The 19059-nt window shown below is 66.7% G+C and carries 16 protein-coding genes; 12 read left to right on the top strand and 4 right to left on the bottom strand.

The features are described 5' to 3' along the window. Positions 1-99: 99 nt before the first annotated feature. Complete coding sequence (locus AB4Y64_RS15240; protein ID WP_441817303.1) at positions 100-885, top strand: dienelactone hydrolase family protein; 786 nt, start codon at positions 100-102, stop codon at positions 883-885. Between the two features lie 39 nt (positions 886-924). Here AB4Y64_RS15240 and AB4Y64_RS15245 read toward each other — a convergent pair whose 3' ends face one another. After that, the gene (locus AB4Y64_RS15245) at positions 925-1938 is read right to left on the bottom strand and encodes a polyprenyl synthetase family protein (RefSeq protein WP_441817304.1); all 1014 of its coding nucleotides are present in this window, start codon (positions 1936-1938) and stop codon (positions 925-927) included. A 156-nt stretch (positions 1939-2094) separates the two neighbouring features. Between AB4Y64_RS15245 and AB4Y64_RS15250 the strand changes: the two genes are divergently transcribed. From AB4Y64_RS15250 to AB4Y64_RS15285, 8 genes are all read left to right on the top strand, one after another. Continuing rightward, entirely contained in the window at positions 2095-2520 is a 426-nt protein-coding gene (locus AB4Y64_RS15250; RefSeq protein WP_441817305.1) for a hypothetical protein, read from the top strand. Between the two features lie 67 nt (positions 2521-2587). Continuing rightward, the gene (locus AB4Y64_RS15255; RefSeq protein ID WP_441817306.1) at positions 2588-2917 is read left to right on the top strand and encodes a DUF5076 domain-containing protein; all 330 of its coding nucleotides are present in this window, start codon (positions 2588-2590) and stop codon (positions 2915-2917) included. A gap of 199 nt (positions 2918-3116) precedes the next feature. Further along, a complete protein-coding gene (ssb, locus tag AB4Y64_RS15260; RefSeq protein ID WP_441817307.1) occupies positions 3117-3620 on the top strand; it encodes a single-stranded DNA-binding protein in 504 nt (167 codons plus the stop codon). 103 nt (positions 3621-3723) lie between these two features. Continuing rightward, positions 3724-4776 carry a dTDP-glucose 4,6-dehydratase gene (rfbB, locus tag AB4Y64_RS15265; RefSeq protein WP_441817308.1) on the top strand — a complete coding sequence of 351 codons (1053 nt, stop codon included), beginning with the start codon at positions 3724-3726 and terminating at the stop codon, positions 4774-4776. 10 nt (positions 4777-4786) lie between these two features. After that, a complete protein-coding gene (gene rfbA / locus AB4Y64_RS15270; protein ID WP_441817309.1) occupies positions 4787-5671 on the top strand; it encodes a glucose-1-phosphate thymidylyltransferase RfbA in 885 nt (294 codons plus the stop codon). Beyond that, on the top strand, positions 5668-6228 hold the full coding sequence (rfbC, locus tag AB4Y64_RS15275) for a dTDP-4-dehydrorhamnose 3,5-epimerase (RefSeq protein ID WP_441817310.1): 561 nt from the start codon (positions 5668-5670) through the stop codon (positions 6226-6228). The genes rfbA and rfbC overlap by 4 nt, the downstream gene beginning before the upstream one ends. After that, positions 6225-7121 (top strand): dTDP-4-dehydrorhamnose reductase, encoded by an 897-nt coding sequence (rfbD, locus tag AB4Y64_RS15280; RefSeq protein ID WP_441817311.1) that lies wholly within the window; start codon positions 6225-6227, stop codon positions 7119-7121. The genes rfbC and rfbD overlap by 4 nt, the downstream gene beginning before the upstream one ends. A gap of 103 nt (positions 7122-7224) precedes the next feature. Then, entirely contained in the window at positions 7225-9225 is a 2001-nt protein-coding gene (locus AB4Y64_RS15285; protein ID WP_441817312.1) for an alpha/beta hydrolase family protein, read from the top strand. A gap of 108 nt (positions 9226-9333) precedes the next feature. Here the strand turns inward: AB4Y64_RS15285 and AB4Y64_RS15290 are convergent, their stop codons facing one another. Then, complete coding sequence (locus AB4Y64_RS15290; protein WP_441817313.1) at positions 9334-11121, bottom strand: peptide MFS transporter; 1788 nt, start codon at positions 11119-11121, stop codon at positions 9334-9336. 150 nt (positions 11122-11271) lie between these two features. On the opposite strand from AB4Y64_RS15290, the gene AB4Y64_RS15295 reads away from it, so the two are divergent. Both AB4Y64_RS15295 and AB4Y64_RS15300 read left to right on the top strand, forming a co-directional pair. Next, positions 11272-13278, top strand: a complete 2007-nt coding sequence (locus AB4Y64_RS15295; protein WP_441817314.1) for an OPT family oligopeptide transporter — start codon at positions 11272-11274, stop codon at positions 13276-13278. Positions 13279-13425: 147 nt separating this feature from the next. Further along, entirely contained in the window at positions 13426-15495 is a 2070-nt protein-coding gene (locus AB4Y64_RS15300) for a prolyl oligopeptidase family serine peptidase (RefSeq protein WP_441817315.1), read from the top strand. A 73-nt stretch (positions 15496-15568) separates the two neighbouring features. Here AB4Y64_RS15300 and AB4Y64_RS15305 read toward each other — a convergent pair whose 3' ends face one another. Together AB4Y64_RS15305 and AB4Y64_RS15310 are read right to left on the bottom strand one after the other, a co-directional pair. Further along, entirely contained in the window at positions 15569-16636 is a 1068-nt protein-coding gene (locus AB4Y64_RS15305) for an NAD(P)H-dependent flavin oxidoreductase (RefSeq protein WP_441817316.1), read from the bottom strand. A gap of 122 nt (positions 16637-16758) precedes the next feature. Next, complete coding sequence (locus AB4Y64_RS15310; protein ID WP_441817317.1) at positions 16759-17775, bottom strand: integron integrase; 1017 nt, start codon at positions 17773-17775, stop codon at positions 16759-16761. 174 nt (positions 17776-17949) lie between these two features. Between AB4Y64_RS15310 and AB4Y64_RS15315 the strand changes: the two genes are divergently transcribed. After that, entirely contained in the window at positions 17950-18396 is a 447-nt protein-coding gene (locus AB4Y64_RS15315; protein ID WP_441817318.1) for a hypothetical protein, read from the top strand. Positions 18397-19059 lie beyond the last annotated feature (663 nt).

Consider the following 19059-nt stretch of genomic DNA (forward strand, 5'->3'; position numbering starts at 1 on the left):
CGGCCTCCCGTGGCGCGGGACTTCACGCGTCGAGTACAGGCACCGGTTAGGCTCGCGCGCAATCGCCGTCGTTCGACGGCCTTGGCAAGGGGAGCTTCCATGCAACGCATGCTGCTAGCCGCAATCGTGTCGCTGTGCGCGCTGCCTGCGCACGCAGCGATGGTCGAGACGCCGGTCGACTGGACGATCGGCAAGGACCGTTTCACCGGCGTCCTCGTCTATGACGGCACCAACGCGATCAAGCGCCCGGGCCTGGTGATGGTGCCGAACTGGAAGGGCATCAATCCTGCGGCGATCGAGAAGGCCAAGCAGATTGCCGGCGACGACTACGTTGTGCTGGTGGCCGATGTCTACGGCAGCAAGATCCGGCCGAGCACCGACGAGGAGGCGGGCAAGGTCGCCATGCCGCTGCGCGAGGATCGCGCGACCCTGCGCGCCCGCGCCGAGAAGTCCGTGGCGGTGCTGAAGGAACAGGCCGGCAAGGTTCCGCTCGATGCCAGCCGCATCGGTGCGCTGGGCTTCTGCTTCGGCGGCACGACCGCGCTGGAACTGGTCCGCGGCGGCGACCAGCTGGCCGGCGTGGTCAGCCTGCACGGCGCGTTGTCCACGTCGATGCCGGCCAAGGACGATGGCGCGCGGACACCGGTGCTCGTGCTCAATGGCGCCGACGACCGCAGCGTCACCGACGAGGACATCGCCGCATTCGAGAAGGAAATGGACGCGGCCGGCGCCGACTGGCAGTTCGTCAACTTCAGCGGAGCGGTTCACTGCTTCGCCGAACCCGAAGCCAACAATCCGCCGGGCTGCGTCTACAACGAGCGCGCCGCCAAGCGCGCCTACGAAATGATGTTCGACTTCTTCCGCGAGCGCTTCGCGAGGAAGTAGACCGGCCGGGCCAGCCGCTGGCCGGTGCTCGCGCGCCGGTCAGTGATCGCGGCTGACCGCGTAACGCGCCAGTCCGCGCAGCGCTGCCGTGTACTCGTTGTCGTCCAGCGCATCGAGCGCACGCTCGGCGGCCTGTGCATATTCGGCGGCGCGGCGGCGGCTGTAATCGAGACCGCCGGTGGCGTGGATCGCGGCCAGCACCTGCGGCAGCGCGCCGGTGTCGCCCTGCTCGATGGCGGCGCGAAGCACGGCACGGGTCGCCTCGTCGCTGTGGGCGATGGCGTGGATCAGCGGCAGCGTCGCCTTGCCCTCGGCGAGGTCGTCGCCGAGGTTCTTGCCCAGGGTCTGCGCGTCGGAGGCGTAATCGAGGACGTCGTCCGCGATCTGGAAGGCGTAGCCCAGGTTGAGGCCGTAGTCGTGCAGCGCATCGCAGGTGCTGGCGTTGGCGTCGCAAAGCAGGGCGCCCAGGCGCGTCGCGGCGGCGAACAGCACCGCGGTCTTGCGCTCGATCACGCGCAGGTACGCGGCCTCGTCGGTATCCGGATTGCGCACGTGCAGCAGCTGCAACACTTCGCCTTCGGCGATGCGGTTGGTGGTGTCGGCGAGGATCTGCATCACCGCCATCCGCTCCAGCTCGACCATCAACTGGAAGCTGCGCGAGTAGAGGAAGTCGCCAACCAGCACGCTGGCGGCATTGCCCCACACCGCGTTGGCGGTGCGACGGCCACGTCGCAGGTCCGACTCGTCGACCACGTCGTCGTGCAGCAGGGTCGCGGTATGGATGAATTCGACCACGGCCGCCAGCTGGTGGGCGTCGGCGCCGATGCCCTGGCCATTGCGGCCACCCAGGGAGCCGGTCGCCAACAGCAACAGCATCGGCCGCAGGCGCTTGCCGCCGGCGCCGACGATGTACTCGGCCACCTGGTTGATCAGGACCACGTCCGAGGCGAGCCGGCGCCGGATCAGCGCATCGACTGCCGCCATGTCCTCGCGGGCCAGGGCCTGGATGGCGACCAGGTCGGGGACGGCCAGGAGCGTGGGGCTGGTTTGCATGGGCGGACCGCGTGGGTTGGGCCTGGGATTATAAGGGTCTGGTCCGGGCGCATTGCCGGGACATTAAGACGAATCTGATGTCCCGCCCCGGGCCGCGTGGACAATCTGAGGCCCTCCGGAGCCGTGGTACGAGCGCTCCGCTGGCGAGAAACCCGAATGCATGATCTCCACGGCGCAAACGTCATCGACCTGCGCTCGCGCCGCGGCTTGCTGCCAGGCGGCACGCACGGCGCAATGCCGGCCGCGCTGCCAGCCGAGGCAATCGCGGAGCCGTCAGTCGAGTCGCCAGCCCGGTCGCCAGCCGAGCCGCAGGCCACGCCACCGGTGCTGCTCCCGGCCTGGCCCGGGCGACGCTTTGTCGACCTCGTCGCCGAATCGGTACGCGAGGTCGCCATCCGCGACGGCCACGCCATTTTCCAGTTGATGGCCCACGCAGTCGTCCAGCACCTGGCCGCGGGTGCGCGGACGCGTGACCGCGGCGAGTCGGTGGACGCGGCCCTCGATGGCGTGCTGAGCCTGATCTCGCAGGAGTTGCAGCGCCAGGTGTCCCGCCCGGGGGCGCTGCCGAATCCACTTGCCTGACGGCCTGCCGAAGGATGCGGCAAGCGCGCGGTCGGGCACCGTTCTCGACGCCCACGGAGGTGCAGTCATGGAAGACGTCAGCAAGTTCACGCCGGAAGTCCAGCAGATGAATGCCGACGAGCTCTCGGTGCCCTCGGGCGTCGGGGCCGATCCGGCCGCGTTCGAGATCCTCAGGCTGTGGGTGGCCCACGGTCGCCTGTCAATGAACCTGCGCCACGATGTCGAAGGCGACGCGGAGGATTTCGGCATCCTGCTGGCCGATCTGTTCAGTCATGCCTGCTGCAAGTACGCGCAGCGCAGCGGACGCCCCCTGATGGAATGCCGCGAAAGCATGCTGATGGGGTTCCTCCAGCACACCCATGCCCGGCTCCGCCGCGGCGGGGTGTCCGAGCATTGAGGGGCATGGCCGGAGGGGTGCTGGCCCGCCGGTCAGGGGGCCACGCGAATCCACTGGCGGCGGTGCCCTGGCCCGGTCCGGCCGGCTCGAGGGGGCTGCTATGATGGCCGTCGATCCGGCGGTGCCAGACCCCTGCGGTGGGCAACGGCCGGCGCTATCCCATTGATTGAACAATCCTGACGAGAGGGCACGCATACCCATGGCACGTGGCATCAACAAGGTGATCCTGGTCGGCAATCTCGGTGACGATCCGGAAACCAAGTACACCCAGGGCGGCATGGCCGTGACCAAGGCCCGCCTGGCCACCACCAGCGTGCGCAAGGACCGTGAGGGCAACACCCAGGAGCGCACAGAGTGGCACCGGGTGACCTTCTTCGGGAAGCTCGGCGAGATCGCCGGCGAGTACCTGCGCAAGGGCAGCCAGGTCTACGTCGAAGGCTCGATCCGCTACGACAAGTACACCGGCCAGGACGGCGTCGAACGCTATTCCACCGACATCATCGCCGACGAGATGCAGATGCTCGGCGGCCGCGGTGAAGGCGGCGGCGGTGGCGGCGGCGGTGCCAGTCGTGGCGGCGGCGATCGCAGCGAGCGTCCGGCACGCGCGCCGGCACGCCAGGAGTCCGCGCCGCGTCGCGAGGCGCCGGCAGCCAAGTCGAACGACTTCGCCGACGATTTTGCCGACGACGACATCCCGTTCTGAGTCCGGACGGGCCGTCTCGAACTCGCTGTCTTGATCTCGCTGTCTTGATCTCGCCGTCTCGATCGAGCCGAATTGAATCCGCACTGATTCTGGAGCTCCTTAGGTGCCAACCTGGCTTGTGACCGGCGGCGCCGGTTTCATCGGCGGTAATTTCGTTCTGGATGCGGTCAGGCGGGGTGTCACGGTCGTGAACCTCGATGCCCTGACCTATGCCGGAAACCTGGACACACTGAGGTCCATCGACGGCAATCCGCGCCATGCATTCGTGCATGGCGACATCGCGGACGCCGCGCTCGTGGAGCGGCTGCTCCGCGAGCACCGTCCGCAGGCCGTGATCAATTTCGCCGCCGAGAGCCACGTCGACCGCTCCATCGACGGGCCGGCCGCATTCGTGCAGACCAACGTGGTCGGCACGCTCGCGCTGCTGGAGAAGACCCGCGACTACTGGAAGGCGCTGGACGAGTCCGCGCGCGCTGCGTTCCGTTTCCTGCATGTGTCGACCGACGAGGTCTATGGCACGCTCGGCGAGACCGGCAAGTTCAGCGAGACCACGCCGTATGCGCCGAACTCGCCCTATTCGGCATCGAAGGCCGCGTCCGACCACCTCGTCCGGGCCTTCCATCACACCTACGGCCTGCCGGTCCTGACCACGAACTGCTCGAACAACTACGGTCCGTACCAGTTTCCGGAGAAGCTCATTCCGCTCGTGATCGCCAAGGCGCTGTCGGGCGAACCGTTGCCGGTGTATGGAGACGGCCGCAACATTCGCGACTGGCTCTACGTTGGCGACCACTGCGCCGCGATCCATCGCGTGCTCGAGGCCGGTCGCGTCGGCGAAACCTACAACGTTGGCGGCGATGCCGAGCGCGAGAACATCGACGTGGTACGCACCATCTGCAGGCTGCTGGACCAGCGTCGCCCACTGGCCGATGGCCGCGCCCGCGAATCGCTGATCACGTTCGTCGCCGACCGTCCGGGTCATGATCGCCGCTATGCCATCGATGCGGGCAAGCTGCATCGGGAGCTGGGCTGGTCGCCTACGGTCACGTTCGAGCAGGGCATGGAGCAGACCGTCGAGTGGTACCTGCAACACCAGCCGTGGGTACAACGGGTACTCGACGGAAGCTATCGACTGGAACGCATAGGCCAAGGCTGAGGACGCGCGCATGAACCGCAAGGGCATCATCCTGGCCGGCGGCACCGGTACCCGGCTGTATCCGATCACGCAGGGCATCAGCAAGCAGCTGCTGCCGGTGTACGACAAGCCGATGATCTATTACCCCCTCAGCGTGCTGATGCTGGCGGGCATCCGCGACGTGCTGATCATCAACACGCCGCACGAGCAGTCACTGTTCCGCAACCTGCTGGGCGACGGCTCGCAGTGGGGCATGAACATCGAGTATGCCGAGCAGCCGAGCCCGGATGGCCTGGCGCAGGCTTACCTGATTGGCCGCGATTTCGTCGCCGGACAGCCGAGCTGCCTGGTGCTGGGCGACAACATCTTCCACGGCCCCGGGCTGACGGCCATGCTCAAGCGCGCCGATGCGCGCGACCAAGGCGCCACCGTGTTTGGCTACTGGGTCCGCGATCCCGAGCGCTACGGCGTGGCCGAGTTCGACCAGGCCGGCAAGGTGGTCGGACTGGAAGAGAAGCCGGCCCATCCGCGTTCGAACTACGCCGTGACCGGACTGTATTTCTACGACGGCCGCGCCAGCGATTTCGCCTCCGAGCTCAAGCCCTCGCCGCGAGGCGAGCTTGAAATCACCGATCTCAACCGGCGCTACCTCGAAGAGGGCTCGCTGCACCTGGAGCAGCTCGGCCGCGGTTATGCCTGGCTCGACACCGGCACGCATCAGTCGCTGCTCGAAGCCTCGAACTACATCGAGACGATCGAAGCGCGGCAGGGCCTGCGCGTGTGCTGCCCGGAGGAGATCGCCTGGAACAACGGCTGGATCGATGCCGAGCGCCTCAACGAACTGGCACGTCCACTGGCCAAGAACGGCTACGGCCAGTACCTGCTGAGCCTGGCCGAGCGGGGCTACGTGCCGTGAAAGTGATCGAAACCGATCTGCCCGGCTGCGTGGTGATCGAACCGCGCGTGTTCGGCGACGACCGTGGCTACTTCTTCGAATCGTTCAACCACGACAAGCTGGCCGCGCACGGCCTGCAGCCACCGGCGTTCGTGCAGGGCAACGTGTCCTCTTCCAGTCGCGGCGTGCTGCGCGGCCTGCACTACCAGTGGCCAAATCCCCAGGGCAAGTATGTCTCGGTGATCGAAGGCGAAGTCTGGGACGTCGCCGTCGACATCCGCCGCGGTTCGCCGCATTTCGGGCGCTGGACGGCGGTGTTGCTGAGCGCGGAGAACAAGCGCCACTTCTGGATTCCCGAAGGCTTCGCCCACGGGTTCGTGACCCTGAGCGAGCGCGCGGTGTTCACCTACCTGTGCACCGCGACCTACGACGCCCAGGCTGACGCCGCCATTCGCTGGAATGACGCCCGCCTGGCGGTCGACTGGCCGGTGAGCGACGTGTCGTTGTCCGACAAGGACGCGCGAGCGCCGTTCCTGGATGACATTGCCGAGGATCGCCTGCCGGTCTACGTGCCATGAGGTTCCTGGTTACCGGTGCGAATGGCCAGGTGGGCCATGAGTTGATGCGCAGCCTGGCGCCGCTGGGCGAAGTGGTCGCGACCACGCGCAGTGGCGAGCTGGAAGACGGCGCTGCCTGCGAACGCCTGGACCTGTCCGACCTCGACGCGATCGCGCCGCTGCTGGATCGCGTGCGTCCCGATGTCGTCGTCAACGCCGCGGCCTACACCGCGGTCGACCGTGCCGAGGACGATGCCGAGGCCGCCTTCCGCGCCAACGCCGGAGGCCCGGGCCGGCTCGCCATCGAGTGCGCCGCGCGCAACATCGCGCTGGTGCATTACTCGACCGATTACGTCTTCGACGGGCAGGGCAGCCGCCCTTACCGCGAAGACGATGCGACCGCGCCGATCGGCGTCTACGGCCACAGCAAGCTGGCCGGCGAGCAGGCCATCGCCGCCAGCGGCGTACGACATCTGATCCTGCGCACGGCGTGGGTGTACGGCCTGCACGGCGCCAACTTCCTGCGCACCATGCTGCGCGTCGGCGCCGAGCGCGATGAATTGCGCGTGGTCGCCGACCAGCGCGGCACGCCGACGCCGGCCTGGCTGATTGCCGACGCGACCGCCGCGATCCTGCGCCAGGGGGTTGCCGAGTCGGGCCTCTTGCATCTCGTGGCCGACGGCGAAACTACTTGGCACGGCTTTGCCGATGCGATTTTTGACGAGGCGATGGCCGCCGGCCTGGTGTCGCGTCGCCCCGTCGTGACGGCCATCGCCACCGCGGATTATCCGACGCGCGCGAGTCGACCAGCCTATTCCGTGCTCGATACCAACCGGCTGCGCCAGCAGTTCGGCGTCGAACCGCCCGACTGGCGCAAGGCCCTGCACGCGACCCTCGTCGGCGCCAGGGTTTGACGTTTCCCGTGTGGAGCTTGCTGCCCGGGATCGGGTAGGCTCCGCAGGCGCGCTTGGGGGCCAGGCTGGTCGGGGCGCGCCAACACAGTCACGGGGAAGGAAGATGAAGCAAGCCGTATTGCTGGCAGCGCTTGTCGCGCTGATGCCGGTCGCACCCGCAATGGCCGCCGATGGCGGTGTCGATGTCGGGGCCTTTGTCCGCAAGGACCAGTTCACCGACGTGAAGCTGTCGCCGGGGGGCGAGTACTTCGCGGCGACCATTCCGCTGGAAGACCGCACGGCGCTGGCGGTGATCCAGCGCGGGTCCAACAAGATCACCGGCACCTTCAAGCTGGGCCGGAACACTCATGTCGCGTCTTTCGACTGGATCAGCCGCGACCGCCTGTTGATCAGCATCGCCGAACGCTTTGGCGAACTCGAGGAGCCATTGCTTACGGGCGAGCTTTTCGCCATGGATGCCGACGGTGGCAAGGCCGAGATGCTGGCTGGCATCCGAGTCGACGATGGCGGCCTTGGCACGCACATCAAGCCCAAGAAGGGCAGCGACAACATCAAGGCGTTCCCGATCGCGGCACCGGCCAACGATGGCCGCACGGCACTGGTCGCCATCATTCCCTTTGGCCCAGATCCCTACACCGCGATCGAGAACATCGACGTATACAGCGGCAGGCGGGCTCGAGTGGCCCTGTCGCCGGTGCGCCAGGCCACGTTCCACACCGACAACAAGGGCCAGGTGCGTTTCGTCACCGGGGCCGAGTCGGATAACGTCACCATGTCGTTCTATCGTGCAGGCGAAGGTGAGGGCTGGTCGCCGTTCGGCGTCGCGGACATGCGCACCGGCCAGTTCGAGCACCCGATCGGTTTTTCGGCCGACGACAAGCTCGTCTACCTGCGTTCGGAGCAGGCGAAGGGGCCCGACAAGATCGTCGCGGTCGACCTCGCCACCCGCGAGCGCAAGGTTGTGCTGGCCGACGACGATGTCGATCCGGAGCAGATCATCTACCGCAATGGCACGCGCACCCCGATCGGTGCGCATTTCATGGACGGCAAGCCGCGCACGGCCTTCTTCGACGAGACCTCGACGGAGGCAAAGCTCTACCACAGCCTGGAATCGGCATTTGCAGGCAACCGGGTCGAGATCACCTCGCAGACCACTGACGGCAGCCTGGCGCTGGTCCAGGTGTCCAGCGATCTCAACCCGGGTGACTTCTACCTGTTCGACACCGTCAACAAGAAGGCGTCGCACGTTCTGGCGCGACGCGAGTGGTTCGACCCCGACAAGATGGCGCCGATGGAGCCGGTCACCGTGGCGGCACGCGATGGCCTCAAGTTGCACGGCTACCTGACCACGCCCAAGGGCAGCAACGGCAAGGGTCTACCGCTGGTCGTGATGCCGCATGGCGGTCCGTTCGGTATCCAGGACCAGTGGGGCTTCAATGACGAAGCGCAGATGCTGGCGGCAGCGGGCTATGCGGTTCTGCAACTGAACTATCGCGGCTCCGGTGGTTACGGCCTGTCCTTCGAACAGGCTGGCGCGAGGCAGTGGGGCGGGACCATGCAGGATGACCTGACCGATGCGACGCGCTGGGCGATTGCCCAGGGAATCGCCGACAAGAATCGCATATGCCTGTACGGCGCCAGTTATGGTGGTTATGCCGCACTTATGGGCGTGGCAAAGGAGCCGGATCTGTACCGCTGCGCGGCTGGATACGTCGGCGTGTACGACCTGCCAAAGCGGAAGGCGGATTTGAATCGCACCGGCAAGCGCCTTGGCAACTGGTCGGTGGACTGGCTCGGCAAGGACGACGAGGAAATGGCGAAGGTCTCGCCCAACCGCATCGCCGAGCGCATCAAGGTGCCGGTGTTCCTGGCTGCCGGTGGCGAGGACCAGAACGTCCCCATCGAGCACAGCAAGATGATGGAGCAGGCGTTGCGCAAGGCAGGCACGCAGGTGGAGACCCTCTACTTCGATACCGAAGGCCACGGCTTCTATCTGCCCGAACACCAGAACGAGTTCTACACCCGCCTGCTGGCGTTCCTGTCGCGCAGCCTCGGCGGCGCAGTGGCTACCACCAGCGCGGGTGCCGCCAAGTCGGCGAAGTAAGCGTTCGCGGAAGCAAGGCTGACACAAAAAAGGGGCTGCCTGGCAGCCCCTTTTTCTTGCGGGTCAGATCGGGTCGAAGGTACCGGCAAACCGGCACCCGCCACCGAATCACTTCACGCCGTGCATCATCCTTCGCAGCATCGGCGAGGCGATCAGCGCGACCACGGCCCAGCCGATGCCTATCCACATCATCAGCCAGAACAGGCTTTCGTACTTGCTGCCGGCGACGGCGAAGTCGAGCGTGGTGCCTTCGGGGATGTCGATCGCGGCGAGCTTGCCGAACAGCGCGGCCAGCGTCTCCGAGAACGCGGTGGCCAGGAACCAGGTGCCCATCATCAGGCTGACCACGCTCTTGACCGACAACTGCGTCACCGCGGCCAGGCCGACCGGCGCCAGGCACATCTCGCCGATCTCCAGCACCAGGTAGGCCAGCACCAGCCACCACACGCTGGCGACTTCGCCGGTGGCGCCGGCGCGCTGCGCCGCCCAGGCCAGCGGGATGAAGCTCAGACCTGCAAACAAGAGGCCGAAGGCCGACTTCACCGGCTTGGACGGGTCCATGCCGCGACGGTCGAGCACATCCCACAGGCGGCCGAACAACGGCGCCAGCAGCACCAGGAAGAGCGCGCCCAGGTAGGTCAGCGAACCGGCGGTCTGCGGCAGCACCAGGCAATCGCGCAGCAGGAACACCAGCATCACCAGCACCGCCGAGGCGAACAGCACCTTGGGCATGCGCGATTCGGGATGGCGATCCGACAGCGACGCCGAGACCATGAACGCCAGCGGCGCCAGCAGCAGCGAGATCGTCGACCACGGCCACGGCGTGCCTTCGCGGATCACCAGCGACGGCGTCACGTCCTTGGTCAGCATGCGATCGGTGAAGGTGACCCACGAGCCATAGGTCTGCTCGTACAGGGTGAAGAACACCAGGCACATGAAGATCATCGCCATCAGGGAGATCATCTGCTGGCGTTGCACCGGCGTGCAGCGCGCCGTGACGAACCACGCGAACCAGCCCAGCACCGCCAGCATCACCAGCACCATCAGCAGCAGCGCCAGTGATATCTCGCCGCCCAGGGCGAAGCGGCCGTTGGCCACCGCCCACATCAGCGATGCGACCGGCACCAGGCCGAGCATCGTCCCCAGGTAGATCGCCCATTCGCGCGGCAGGCCGAACAGGCGCTCGCGCAGTCGCGCCGGATCCGGCGGCTCGGCGTGGCCGTGCAGGTATTTCTGGCCCCACAGGAATTGCCCCAGGCCCAGCAGCATGCCGATGCCGGCCGCGCCGAAGCCCCAGCTCCAGCCCAGCGTCTGGCCGAGGTAGCCGCACACCAGCGACGCGAACAGCGCGCCGAGGTTGATGCCGGCATAGAACAGCGAGAAGCCCGAGTCGCGGCGCGGGTCGTTGTCGGGATAGAGCCGGCCGACGATGGTGGAGATGTTGGGCTTGAGGAAGCCCACGCCGAGGATGATCAGCGACAGCGACAGGTAGAACACCCGCAGCGAGGCCTCGTCGCGCACGACCGCGCCGTTGACGACCTGCGCGGCGTGGCCTTCGACCGCCATGCCCAGGTGGCCGGCCACCAGCAGCAGGCCGCCGAACACCACCGCCTTGCGCATGCCCAGAAAACGGTCGGCCAGCAGGCCGCCGACCACCGGCAGGCAGTAGACCAGGCCGCCATAGGCGCCGAGCACGTCCAGGCCGGAGCGGTCGCCGAACTTGTGGTGCTGCAGCAGATACAGCAGCAGCAGCGCCTTCATGCCGTAGAAGGAGAACCGCTCCCACATCTCGGTGAAGAAACAGACGTAGACGCCCTTGGGGTGGCCGAAGAGCTCGTCGCGGGTATCGCGGACGACCACGTCGCCGGGCAGGGCAGGGGCAGCGATGGTGGACATGGACGATCCGTGACTGACGTCGCCGAATTCTAGGGCCAAGACCGCCCCGGCGCGCGCCGCGCCTGGACGCCAGCGCCCCCGTGGCCTCCATGTACGGCGCGCCGGCCGGTCTGCAATACTCGCCCGAACTTGAGCCAGGGGCCCTATCCAGTGACCAGCACCAGCCTGCCCGACGCCGCACCACGCACCGAACTGACCGTGCGCAGCCTCATCCTCGGCGTCGTCATCACGCTGCTGTTCACCGCGGCCAACGTCTTCTTCGGCCTCAAGGCCGGCCTGACCTTCGCCACCTCGATCCCGGCGGCGGTGATCTCGATGGCGCTGCTGCGCAACTTCAAGGACTCCACGATCCAGGAAAACAACATCGTGCAGACCGTCGCCTCGTCGGCGGGCACGCTGTCGTCGATCATCTTCGTCCTGCCGGGCCTGGTGATGATCGGCTGGTGGACCGGCTTCCCCTACTGGGAGTCGTTCGCGATCTGCGCCCTGGGCGGCATTCTCGGCGTGATGTATTCGATCCCGCTGCGGCGCGCGCTGGTCACCAACTCCGACCTGCCGTACCCGGAAGGCGTGGCCTGCGCCGAAGTGCTCAAGGTCGGCAGCAGTGGCGACACCGCCACCGCTTCCGGCGCCGAGGAAAGCCGCTACGGACTGCTGGCGGTGGTCTGGGGTTCGGTGGTGGCGGCCGCGTTCTCGCTGATCGTCGCCACGCGCATCTTCGGTTCGAACGTCGGCGCGTATTTCCGCATCGGCGGTGATCGCGGCGGCGTCACCGGCTTCGATTTCACACTGTCGATGGCGTTGCTTGCCGTCGGCCACCTGGTCGGCCTGTGGGTCGGCGTGGCGATGGGCGTGGGCGCGCTGATCGCCTGGGGCTGGGCGGTGCCGCATTACTCGGCGCTGGCCGCCACGGCCGGCCCTGCGGCCGACCTGGGCCAGGCGACGTGGGCGACCTACGTGCGCTTCATCGGCGCCGGCACGATTGGCGTTGCCGCGATCTGGACCCTGGCCAAGCTGGTCAAGCCGGTCGCCAGCGGCCTGGCTTCGGCGATGGCCGCTTCGCGCGTGCGCAAGGCCGGCCAGGCCGGCTTGCTGCCGCGCCAGGAACAGGACATCCCGATCGGCGTGGTCGGCATGATCTCGGTGGCCTGCTTCATCCCGATTGCATTCCTGCTGGGTCACTTCGCGCTTGGCAGCGGCCTGGGCGAGCACATGTGGAAGCTGGTGATTGGCGGGTTGCTGTACGTCATCGTGATGAGCTTCCTGGTGTCGGCGGTGTGCGGCTACATGGCCGGCCTGATCGGTTCGTCCAACAGCCCGCTGTCGGGCATCGGCATCCTGGTGGTGATCGGCGCGGCATTGCTGCTGGTCTTCGGCATCAAGCCGCTGCTGGCGCCGGGCAACGAGAAGGGGCTGGTCGCGTTCGCGCTGTTCGTCACCGCCGTGGTCTTTGCGGTGGCGACGATCGCCAACAACAACCTGCAGGACCTCAAGACCGGCCAATTGGTGGATGCGACGCCGTCCAAGCAGCAATGGGCGCTGGTCGTGGGCGTGCTGGCCGGCGCGGCGATCATCCCGCCGATCCTCGACCTGCTCAACCAGGCTTACGGCTTCACCGGCGCGCCGGGTGCGGTGCCGGGCCGCGCCCTGGCCGCGCCGCAGGCGGGCCTGATTTCGGCGCTGGCGCAGGGCGTGATCCAGGGCAACATCGACTGGAGCCTGATCCGCATCGGCGCCTACATCGGCGCCGGCCTGATCGTGATCGACAGCGTGCTGCGCCGCACGACCAAGTCCGCGCACCTGTCGCCGCTGGCCGTTGGCCTGGGCATCTACCTGCCGACCTCGGCGACGCTGATGGTGGTGGTCGGCGCGGTCATCGGCTGGCTCTACGACCGCCGCGCCGAGCGCAGCGCCAAGCCCGAGTCGACCAAGCAGATGGGCGTGCTGCTGGCCTCGGGCATGATCGTCGGCGAGGGCCTGATCGGCGTGGCGATTGCCGCGATCGTCGCCTTCTCCGGCAAAGACTTCCCGCTCGGCCTGGTCGGCGACGACTTTGCCGGCCCGGCGGTCTGGATCGGTGGCGCGGCCTTCGTCGCGGTCGTGTTCGTGCTGTATCGCTGGGCGGAGCGGGTGAGCGCCAAGGCAGCAGCTGCCTGAGTCGCTGAACAGGGCTGATTGGCCGCAGGGCCGGCCAATCGGCAAATGCGGCAACGGCGGCGGGCACTCTGGCCTTTGCGGCCGCCGTCACGGGGCCCTAACATCGACGGTCTTTGTACCCCGGGGTCTGTACCCGATGGAGCCGTCATGACGTTTCGCCGCGCCCTCCTGCCGCTGATGTTGGCGGCTGCGCTTTCACCCCTTTCCGTCTCGGCCGCCCCGCGCGGCTTCGAAGTCCGCGACATGGCCACGCTTGACCGCGTGTCCTCGCCGACGCTGTCGCCCGATGGCCGCCGCGTCGTCTTCGCCAAGCGCCTGGTCGATTTCGCCGCCAACAAGGGCGCCTCCTCGCTGTGGATCGAGGACCTGTTCGCGCGTGACGCCGCGCCGCCGGCGCGCCTGACGCCGGAAGGCTGGAACGTCAATTCGCCGAGCTTCTCGCCCGACGGCAACACTGTGTACTTCCTCAGCGGCAAGTCGGGCAGCCAGCAGCTGTACTCGATTGCGGCCAGCGGCGGTACGCCGAAGCAGGTGACGGCCTTCGCCACCGACGTCGGCGGCTACAAGCTCTCGCCCGACGGCACGCGCGTCGCCTTCAACGCCGAAGTGTTCGCCGACTGCAAGGGCGACTTCGCCTGCTCGCAGAAGCGCGTCGACGAAAAGGGCAAGCGGAAGACCAGCGGCATGGTGTTCGACCGCATCTTCATCCGCCACTGGGATGCGTGGAACGATGGCCGCCTCAACCGCCTGTTCGTGACGACGCTGGCGGGCAAGCCGGCGACGACCGCGACGCTGGTCAGCGGCGACGTGATCGGCGACGTGCCGTCGCGTCCGTTCGGTGACAGCAGCGAGTACACCTGGGCGCCGGACGGCAAGAGCCTGGTGTTCAGCGCGCGCATCGCCGACGCCAAGGAACCGACCTCCACCAACTTCGACCTCTACCAGGTCAGCGCCGACGGTACCGGCGCGGCGAAGAACCTGACGCCGGCCAATCCCGCCTGGGACACCGGTGCGACCTTCAGCGCCGACGGCAAGACCCTGTACTACCGCGCGATGAAGCGTCCCGGCTTCGAGGCCGACCGCTTTGCCCTGATCTCGCTCGACCTGGCCAGCGGCCAGCGTCGTGAGATCGCGCCGCAGTGGGACCGCTCGGCGGATGGCATCAACCTGTCGGCCGATGGCAAGAGCATCTACACCACCGCGACCGACATGGGCGAGCACCCGCTGTTCGCGGTCGACATCGCCAGCGGCAAGGCCAGCAAGCTCATCGGCGACGGCACCGTCTCGGGGATCGACCTGGCCGGCCCGACGCTGGCGCTGACGCGCAACTCGCTCAAGAGCGGCGACGTTCTTTACACCACCAGCGCCGATGCCACCGCGCCGCTGCGCCCGATCACTGCCACCACCGGCGAAACCCTGAAGGACGTCGCCTTCGGTGATTTCGAGCAGTTCAACTTCAAGGGTTGGAACGGCGACACGGTGCACGGCTACGTGGTCAAGCCGTGGAACTACGTCGAAGGCAAGAAGTACCCGGTCGCGTTCCTGATCCACGGTGGCCCGCAGGGCAGCTTCGGCAACGGCTGGAGCTACCGCTGGAATCCGCAGACGTATGCGGGCCAGGGCTACGCCGTCGTCATGATCGACTTCCACGGTTCCACCGGTTACGGCCAGGCGTTCACCGACGCGATCAGCCAGCACTGGGGCGACCGTCCGCTGGAAGACCTGCAGAAGGGCTGGGCCGCGGCGCAGCAGAAGTACGGCTTCCTCAACGGCGACAAGGCCTGCGCGCTGGGCGCCAGCTACGGCGGCTTCATGGTCAACTGGATCGCCGGCAACTGGAACCAGCCGTGGAAGTGCCTGGTCACCCACGACGGCGTGTTCGACCAGCGCATGATGGGCTTCGCCACCGAAGAACTGTGGTTCACCGAGTGGGAGCAGGGGGGCAGCGCGATCGACAAGGCCGCCAACTACGAGAAGTTCAACCCGGTCAACCACGTCAAGGATTGGCGCGTGCCGATGCTGGTCGTGCACGGCCAGCTCGACTACCGCATTCCGGTCGAGCAGGGCATCGGCGTGTTCACCACGCTGCAGCTCAAGGGCATCGACTCGAAGTTCCTGTACTTCCCGGACGAGAACCACTGGGTGCTCAAGCCGCAGAACAGCGTGCAGTGGCATGACACGGTCAATGCCTGGCTGAAGCAGTACATCGGCGAGTAACACTTCGGGCCCCTCTCCCGCATGCGGGGGAGGGGTTGGGGTGAGGGGGAGGGGTTGGGGTGAGGGCGATGCGTCAGCGCAACAGCGCCCCCGCCTCCTGGACCAGCGCCGCGAACAACGCCTGCGCGCGCCGATGCTTCAGCAACGGCGCACCTTGCCCGGCCCAAAGCGAAATCATGTCGCCGCGCCCCTGCGCCGCGGCCATCGCCTTGAACGTGCCGGTGAACCAGTTCTGGATCGGGTAGGGCAGCGCCGCCACACCCTCCCACTCATCGACGAAGCGATTGCGGATGCCGCGCGCAAGCCGCCCGCTGAAGGCGCGCGTCAGCGCCGTGTACCGGGCCTCATCGGTGAACAACATCGCGCGATGCAACCCGTTGGTGCCTGACTCCTCGCAGGCCAGGAACGCCGTGCCGATCTGCACACCCTGCGCACCGAGCGTCATCGCCGCGGCAACACCGCGACCATCGGCGATGCCACCGGCGGCGATCACCGGCGTCGCAACGCGATCGACCACCTGCGGGATCAGCGCGAACGTCCCGGTCAACGAATCCTCGGCCGAACGCAGGAACGACACCCGGTGCCCGCCGGCCTCGAAACCCGTGGTGACGATGACGTCGACGCCGGCCTGGTCCATGGCGATGGCTTCGTCGAGGGTGGTGATGGTGCCCATCGTGGCGATCTCGCGTCGGCGGCACTCGGCGAGAATGTCGGCGGAGGGAATCCCGAAGACGAAGCTCATCACCGGCGGCCGCGCATCGAGCATGGCCTGCACCTGGTCGTCGAAGCGCTGGCCATAGCGTTCCGGCATCGCCGGTGGCGTCATGCCGAGCGCATCGTAGTAGGGACGGAACCGTTCGATGGCGTCGGCGAACTGTTCGCTCGTCAGCCGGTCGCCGCCGGGGTCCTGGTTCGACACCCACAGGTTCAACGCGAACGGGCGCTGCGTGCGCGCGCGGATCTGCTGCGTGAGCTCGCCCAGCTTCTCCGGGGCGAGGTGGTGTGCGCCGAACGAGCCCAGGCCGCCGGCGTCGGAGACCGCGACCATGAGGTCGACCGAGGACAGCCCGCCGCCGAACGGCCCCTGCACGATCGGGTAGCGCAGGCCGAGGCGCCGTGTGAAGTCGTTGTCGTGCCACATGGAAATGCTCCATTGCGGGAGGGGGCGGCTGGGCGGAAGGCCAGCACCTGGGGCAACTGTAGGGGCGACCTCGCAGCGGTCACATGAAGACGGCGCGTGCCGAGCGGGGCGGCTACCCGGATTCAGCGATCCAACGGGCTCACCACACCGTGGCCGCCGCGGTTGAGCACATGGGTATAGATCTGCGTCGTGCGCACGTCGGCGTGGCCGAGCAGTTCCTGGATGGTGCGCAGGTCGTAGCCTGCTTCGAGCAGGTGCGTCGCAAACGAGTGACGCAGCGCGTGACAGGTGGCTGGCTTCGCCGTGCCGGCCCGCAGCGACGCCGCCTTCACCGCGCGCTGCAGGCCCTTCTCGTCGCGGTGATGCCGCCTCACCACGCCCGAAGCGGGGTCGACGCTTCGTGTCGTCGCAGGGAAGGCGTACTGCCATCCGAACTCCCGTGCGGCATTCGGAAACTTGCGCGCCAATGCATCGGGCATCCAGACCTCACCGAAGCCAGTTGCAAGGTCGCGCCTGTGCAACGCGCGCGCTTCGTCCATCTGCACTTGCAGGCGAACGCCGAGCGCCTGCGGCAGCATCGTTCGCCGGTCCTTGCCGCCCTTTCCCTGGCGCACCACCAGCTCGGATCGCGCGATGTCGACGTCCTTGACTCGCAGCCGGACGCACTCCATCAGCCTGAGGCCGCTGCCGTAGAGGAGCGACGCCATCAGTCCGTGCACACCGGACATCTCGCCGAGCAGGGCCGCCATTTCGGATCGCGACAGAACCACCGGGAGCCGCTGCGGCTTCTTCGCGCGTCGGATCTCTTCCATCCAGGGGAGTGACTGACCGAGCACTTCGCGATAGAGGAAGAGCAGGGCGGCCAATGCCTGGTTCTGGGTGGAGGGCGACACGTTGTCGCGCACCGCCAGCAGGGTGAGGAACTGCTCCACTTCCCGGGCCCCCATCTGGTCAGGATGACGCTTGCCATGGGCCAGGACATACCGGCGTATCCACCCGACGTAGGCCTCCTCGGTTCGCCTGGCCATGCCCAGGCGCCGCATCCGCTCGCGGACCCGATCGAGCAGGCGTGGTGGGCCAGCCGGCGGGGCGATCGCAGGCCTGGTTGTCCCGTCCGTGGGCGGGTGATAGCGTCGCATCGGGGAATCCTGAACACTTTGACCGGGCGACAGGTTAGGCGCCGGCGTTAGGCACCTCTACCCGAGACAAGCCGTTGTTTCGTGTAGGGATGCGCTGAAGGCGGTCCATTCAACAAAATCGATAGACACCAGGCTTACGCCCCAGTCCGTCGTCGAATAAATAGTTAGGCCGCTATGAAGACACTAGTACTGCTGACAGTCCTGCTCTTGGTTGCGCCAAGCGCCCTTGCTCAATCGGTATCGCCGACATTGCAACAAGATCACATTGAGGAAAATGTTCCCGCTCAAGACGTGTTCTCTAGCTACCTGGAGCGCGATCTTCTTGCCTACTTCAAGGCAAACGTCTCGGCAGACGCTATCTCGGTCAAAGCAACCCTGCTCCGACAAGGCGCTACCCAGTCAGGTGTGGCTTACCCAAAGTTCTATGTCTGGGTGCAGGCCCTTGGCCCGAAAGGTCTCATAGCCGAGGGCGCGGCACGTGTTGCTGCGATTGATAGGCAAGAATTTGACGTGACTCACTTCATTTCGTCGGCGGATATCCTGGCGTCCCCGGACGCGCTGACATCCGTATTCCCGGCCGAGCTAGTTTCACCAATCATGGCAAGGACTGCGGGACGGTGACGCGGCCTAACAATTCATTCAAGCCGAAGCCGCTTCGCGGCTCGGCTTAATTCAGGCGTTAGGTGCGAATGGCGAGATCATTTCCGGTCTTGGTTCTCTTGCAGCTCTGCCTGCCGGCAGTGGTATACCTGTTGGTTGGGCTTTACAACGGCCGAACCACAGGTATCGAGTACCTGCTGCCGAACTACCTATTCTTGGCTGCTCCACATTTCCTGGTGGGCCTTCTAGCCATTCGGCCGCGTGCCCGCGGCTCCGCACTTCTTTGGGTACTTTCCCTTCTCAATGTGCTGCTCGTCATGTTCCAGCTATGGGTGCTGTTCGCTGTATCTGTGCGGGATTCTGGCTTGGCTTGGGTCTTCTACATTCCGCTTTGGGTGCTAGTCCTTTCTGGTTCTGCCATTGCGTGGGTCGTGGTCAAGTCCAGCGGTTCCATGTCAAAACCTGGTGCCGGCTAGTCGGCCGGCACCTAACAATTCATTCAAGCCGACACCGCTCCGCGGYGCGGCTTAACTCWGGCGTTAGGACTCACGAAGACATGCATCCGCCGATCGTAATCGACGAGCACGGAGACATCAGCCTCTTCCCCTCGGTTGAGGCCGCCTCTCGCTACCTTGAGCCGATCGATGTTCGCAACAATGAGTACGTCGCCTACGACAGCGCTGG

Origin of the sequence: Lysobacter sp. TAF61 (assembly GCF_052113485.1) — a bacterium.
Lineage (GTDB): Bacteria > Pseudomonadota > Gammaproteobacteria > Xanthomonadales > Xanthomonadaceae > Lysobacter_J.

What these genes read in the sequence shown, in the direction of transcription:
- AB4Y64_RS15240 (WP_441817303.1), top strand. Translation starts at nt 100, where the DNA reads ATGCAACGCATGCTGCTAGCCGCAATCGTGTCGCTGTGCGCGCTGCCT.
- AB4Y64_RS15245 (WP_441817304.1), bottom strand. Translation starts at nt 1,938, where the DNA reads ATGCAAACCAGCCCCACGCTCCTGGCCGTCCCCGACCTGGTCGCCATC.
- AB4Y64_RS15250 (WP_441817305.1), top strand. Translation starts at nt 2,095, where the DNA reads ATGCATGATCTCCACGGCGCAAACGTCATCGACCTGCGCTCGCGCCGC.
- AB4Y64_RS15255 (WP_441817306.1), top strand. Translation starts at nt 2,588, where the DNA reads ATGGAAGACGTCAGCAAGTTCACGCCGGAAGTCCAGCAGATGAATGCC.
- ssb (WP_441817307.1), top strand. Translation starts at nt 3,117, where the DNA reads ATGGCACGTGGCATCAACAAGGTGATCCTGGTCGGCAATCTCGGTGAC.
- rfbA (WP_441817309.1), top strand. Translation starts at nt 4,787, where the DNA reads ATGAACCGCAAGGGCATCATCCTGGCCGGCGGCACCGGTACCCGGCTG.
- rfbD (WP_441817311.1), top strand. Translation starts at nt 6,225, where the DNA reads ATGAGGTTCCTGGTTACCGGTGCGAATGGCCAGGTGGGCCATGAGTTG.
- AB4Y64_RS15285 (WP_441817312.1), top strand. Translation starts at nt 7,225, where the DNA reads ATGAAGCAAGCCGTATTGCTGGCAGCGCTTGTCGCGCTGATGCCGGTC.
- AB4Y64_RS15290 (WP_441817313.1), bottom strand. Translation starts at nt 11,121, where the DNA reads ATGTCCACCATCGCTGCCCCTGCCCTGCCCGGCGACGTGGTCGTCCGC.
- AB4Y64_RS15300 (WP_441817315.1), top strand. Translation starts at nt 13,426, where the DNA reads ATGACGTTTCGCCGCGCCCTCCTGCCGCTGATGTTGGCGGCTGCGCTT.
- AB4Y64_RS15305 (WP_441817316.1), bottom strand. Translation starts at nt 16,636, where the DNA reads ATGTGGCACGACAACGACTTCACACGGCGCCTCGGCCTGCGCTACCCG.
- AB4Y64_RS15310 (WP_441817317.1), bottom strand. Translation starts at nt 17,775, where the DNA reads ATGCGACGCTATCACCCGCCCACGGACGGGACAACCAGGCCTGCGATC.
- AB4Y64_RS15315 (WP_441817318.1), top strand. Translation starts at nt 17,950, where the DNA reads ATGAAGACACTAGTACTGCTGACAGTCCTGCTCTTGGTTGCGCCAAGC.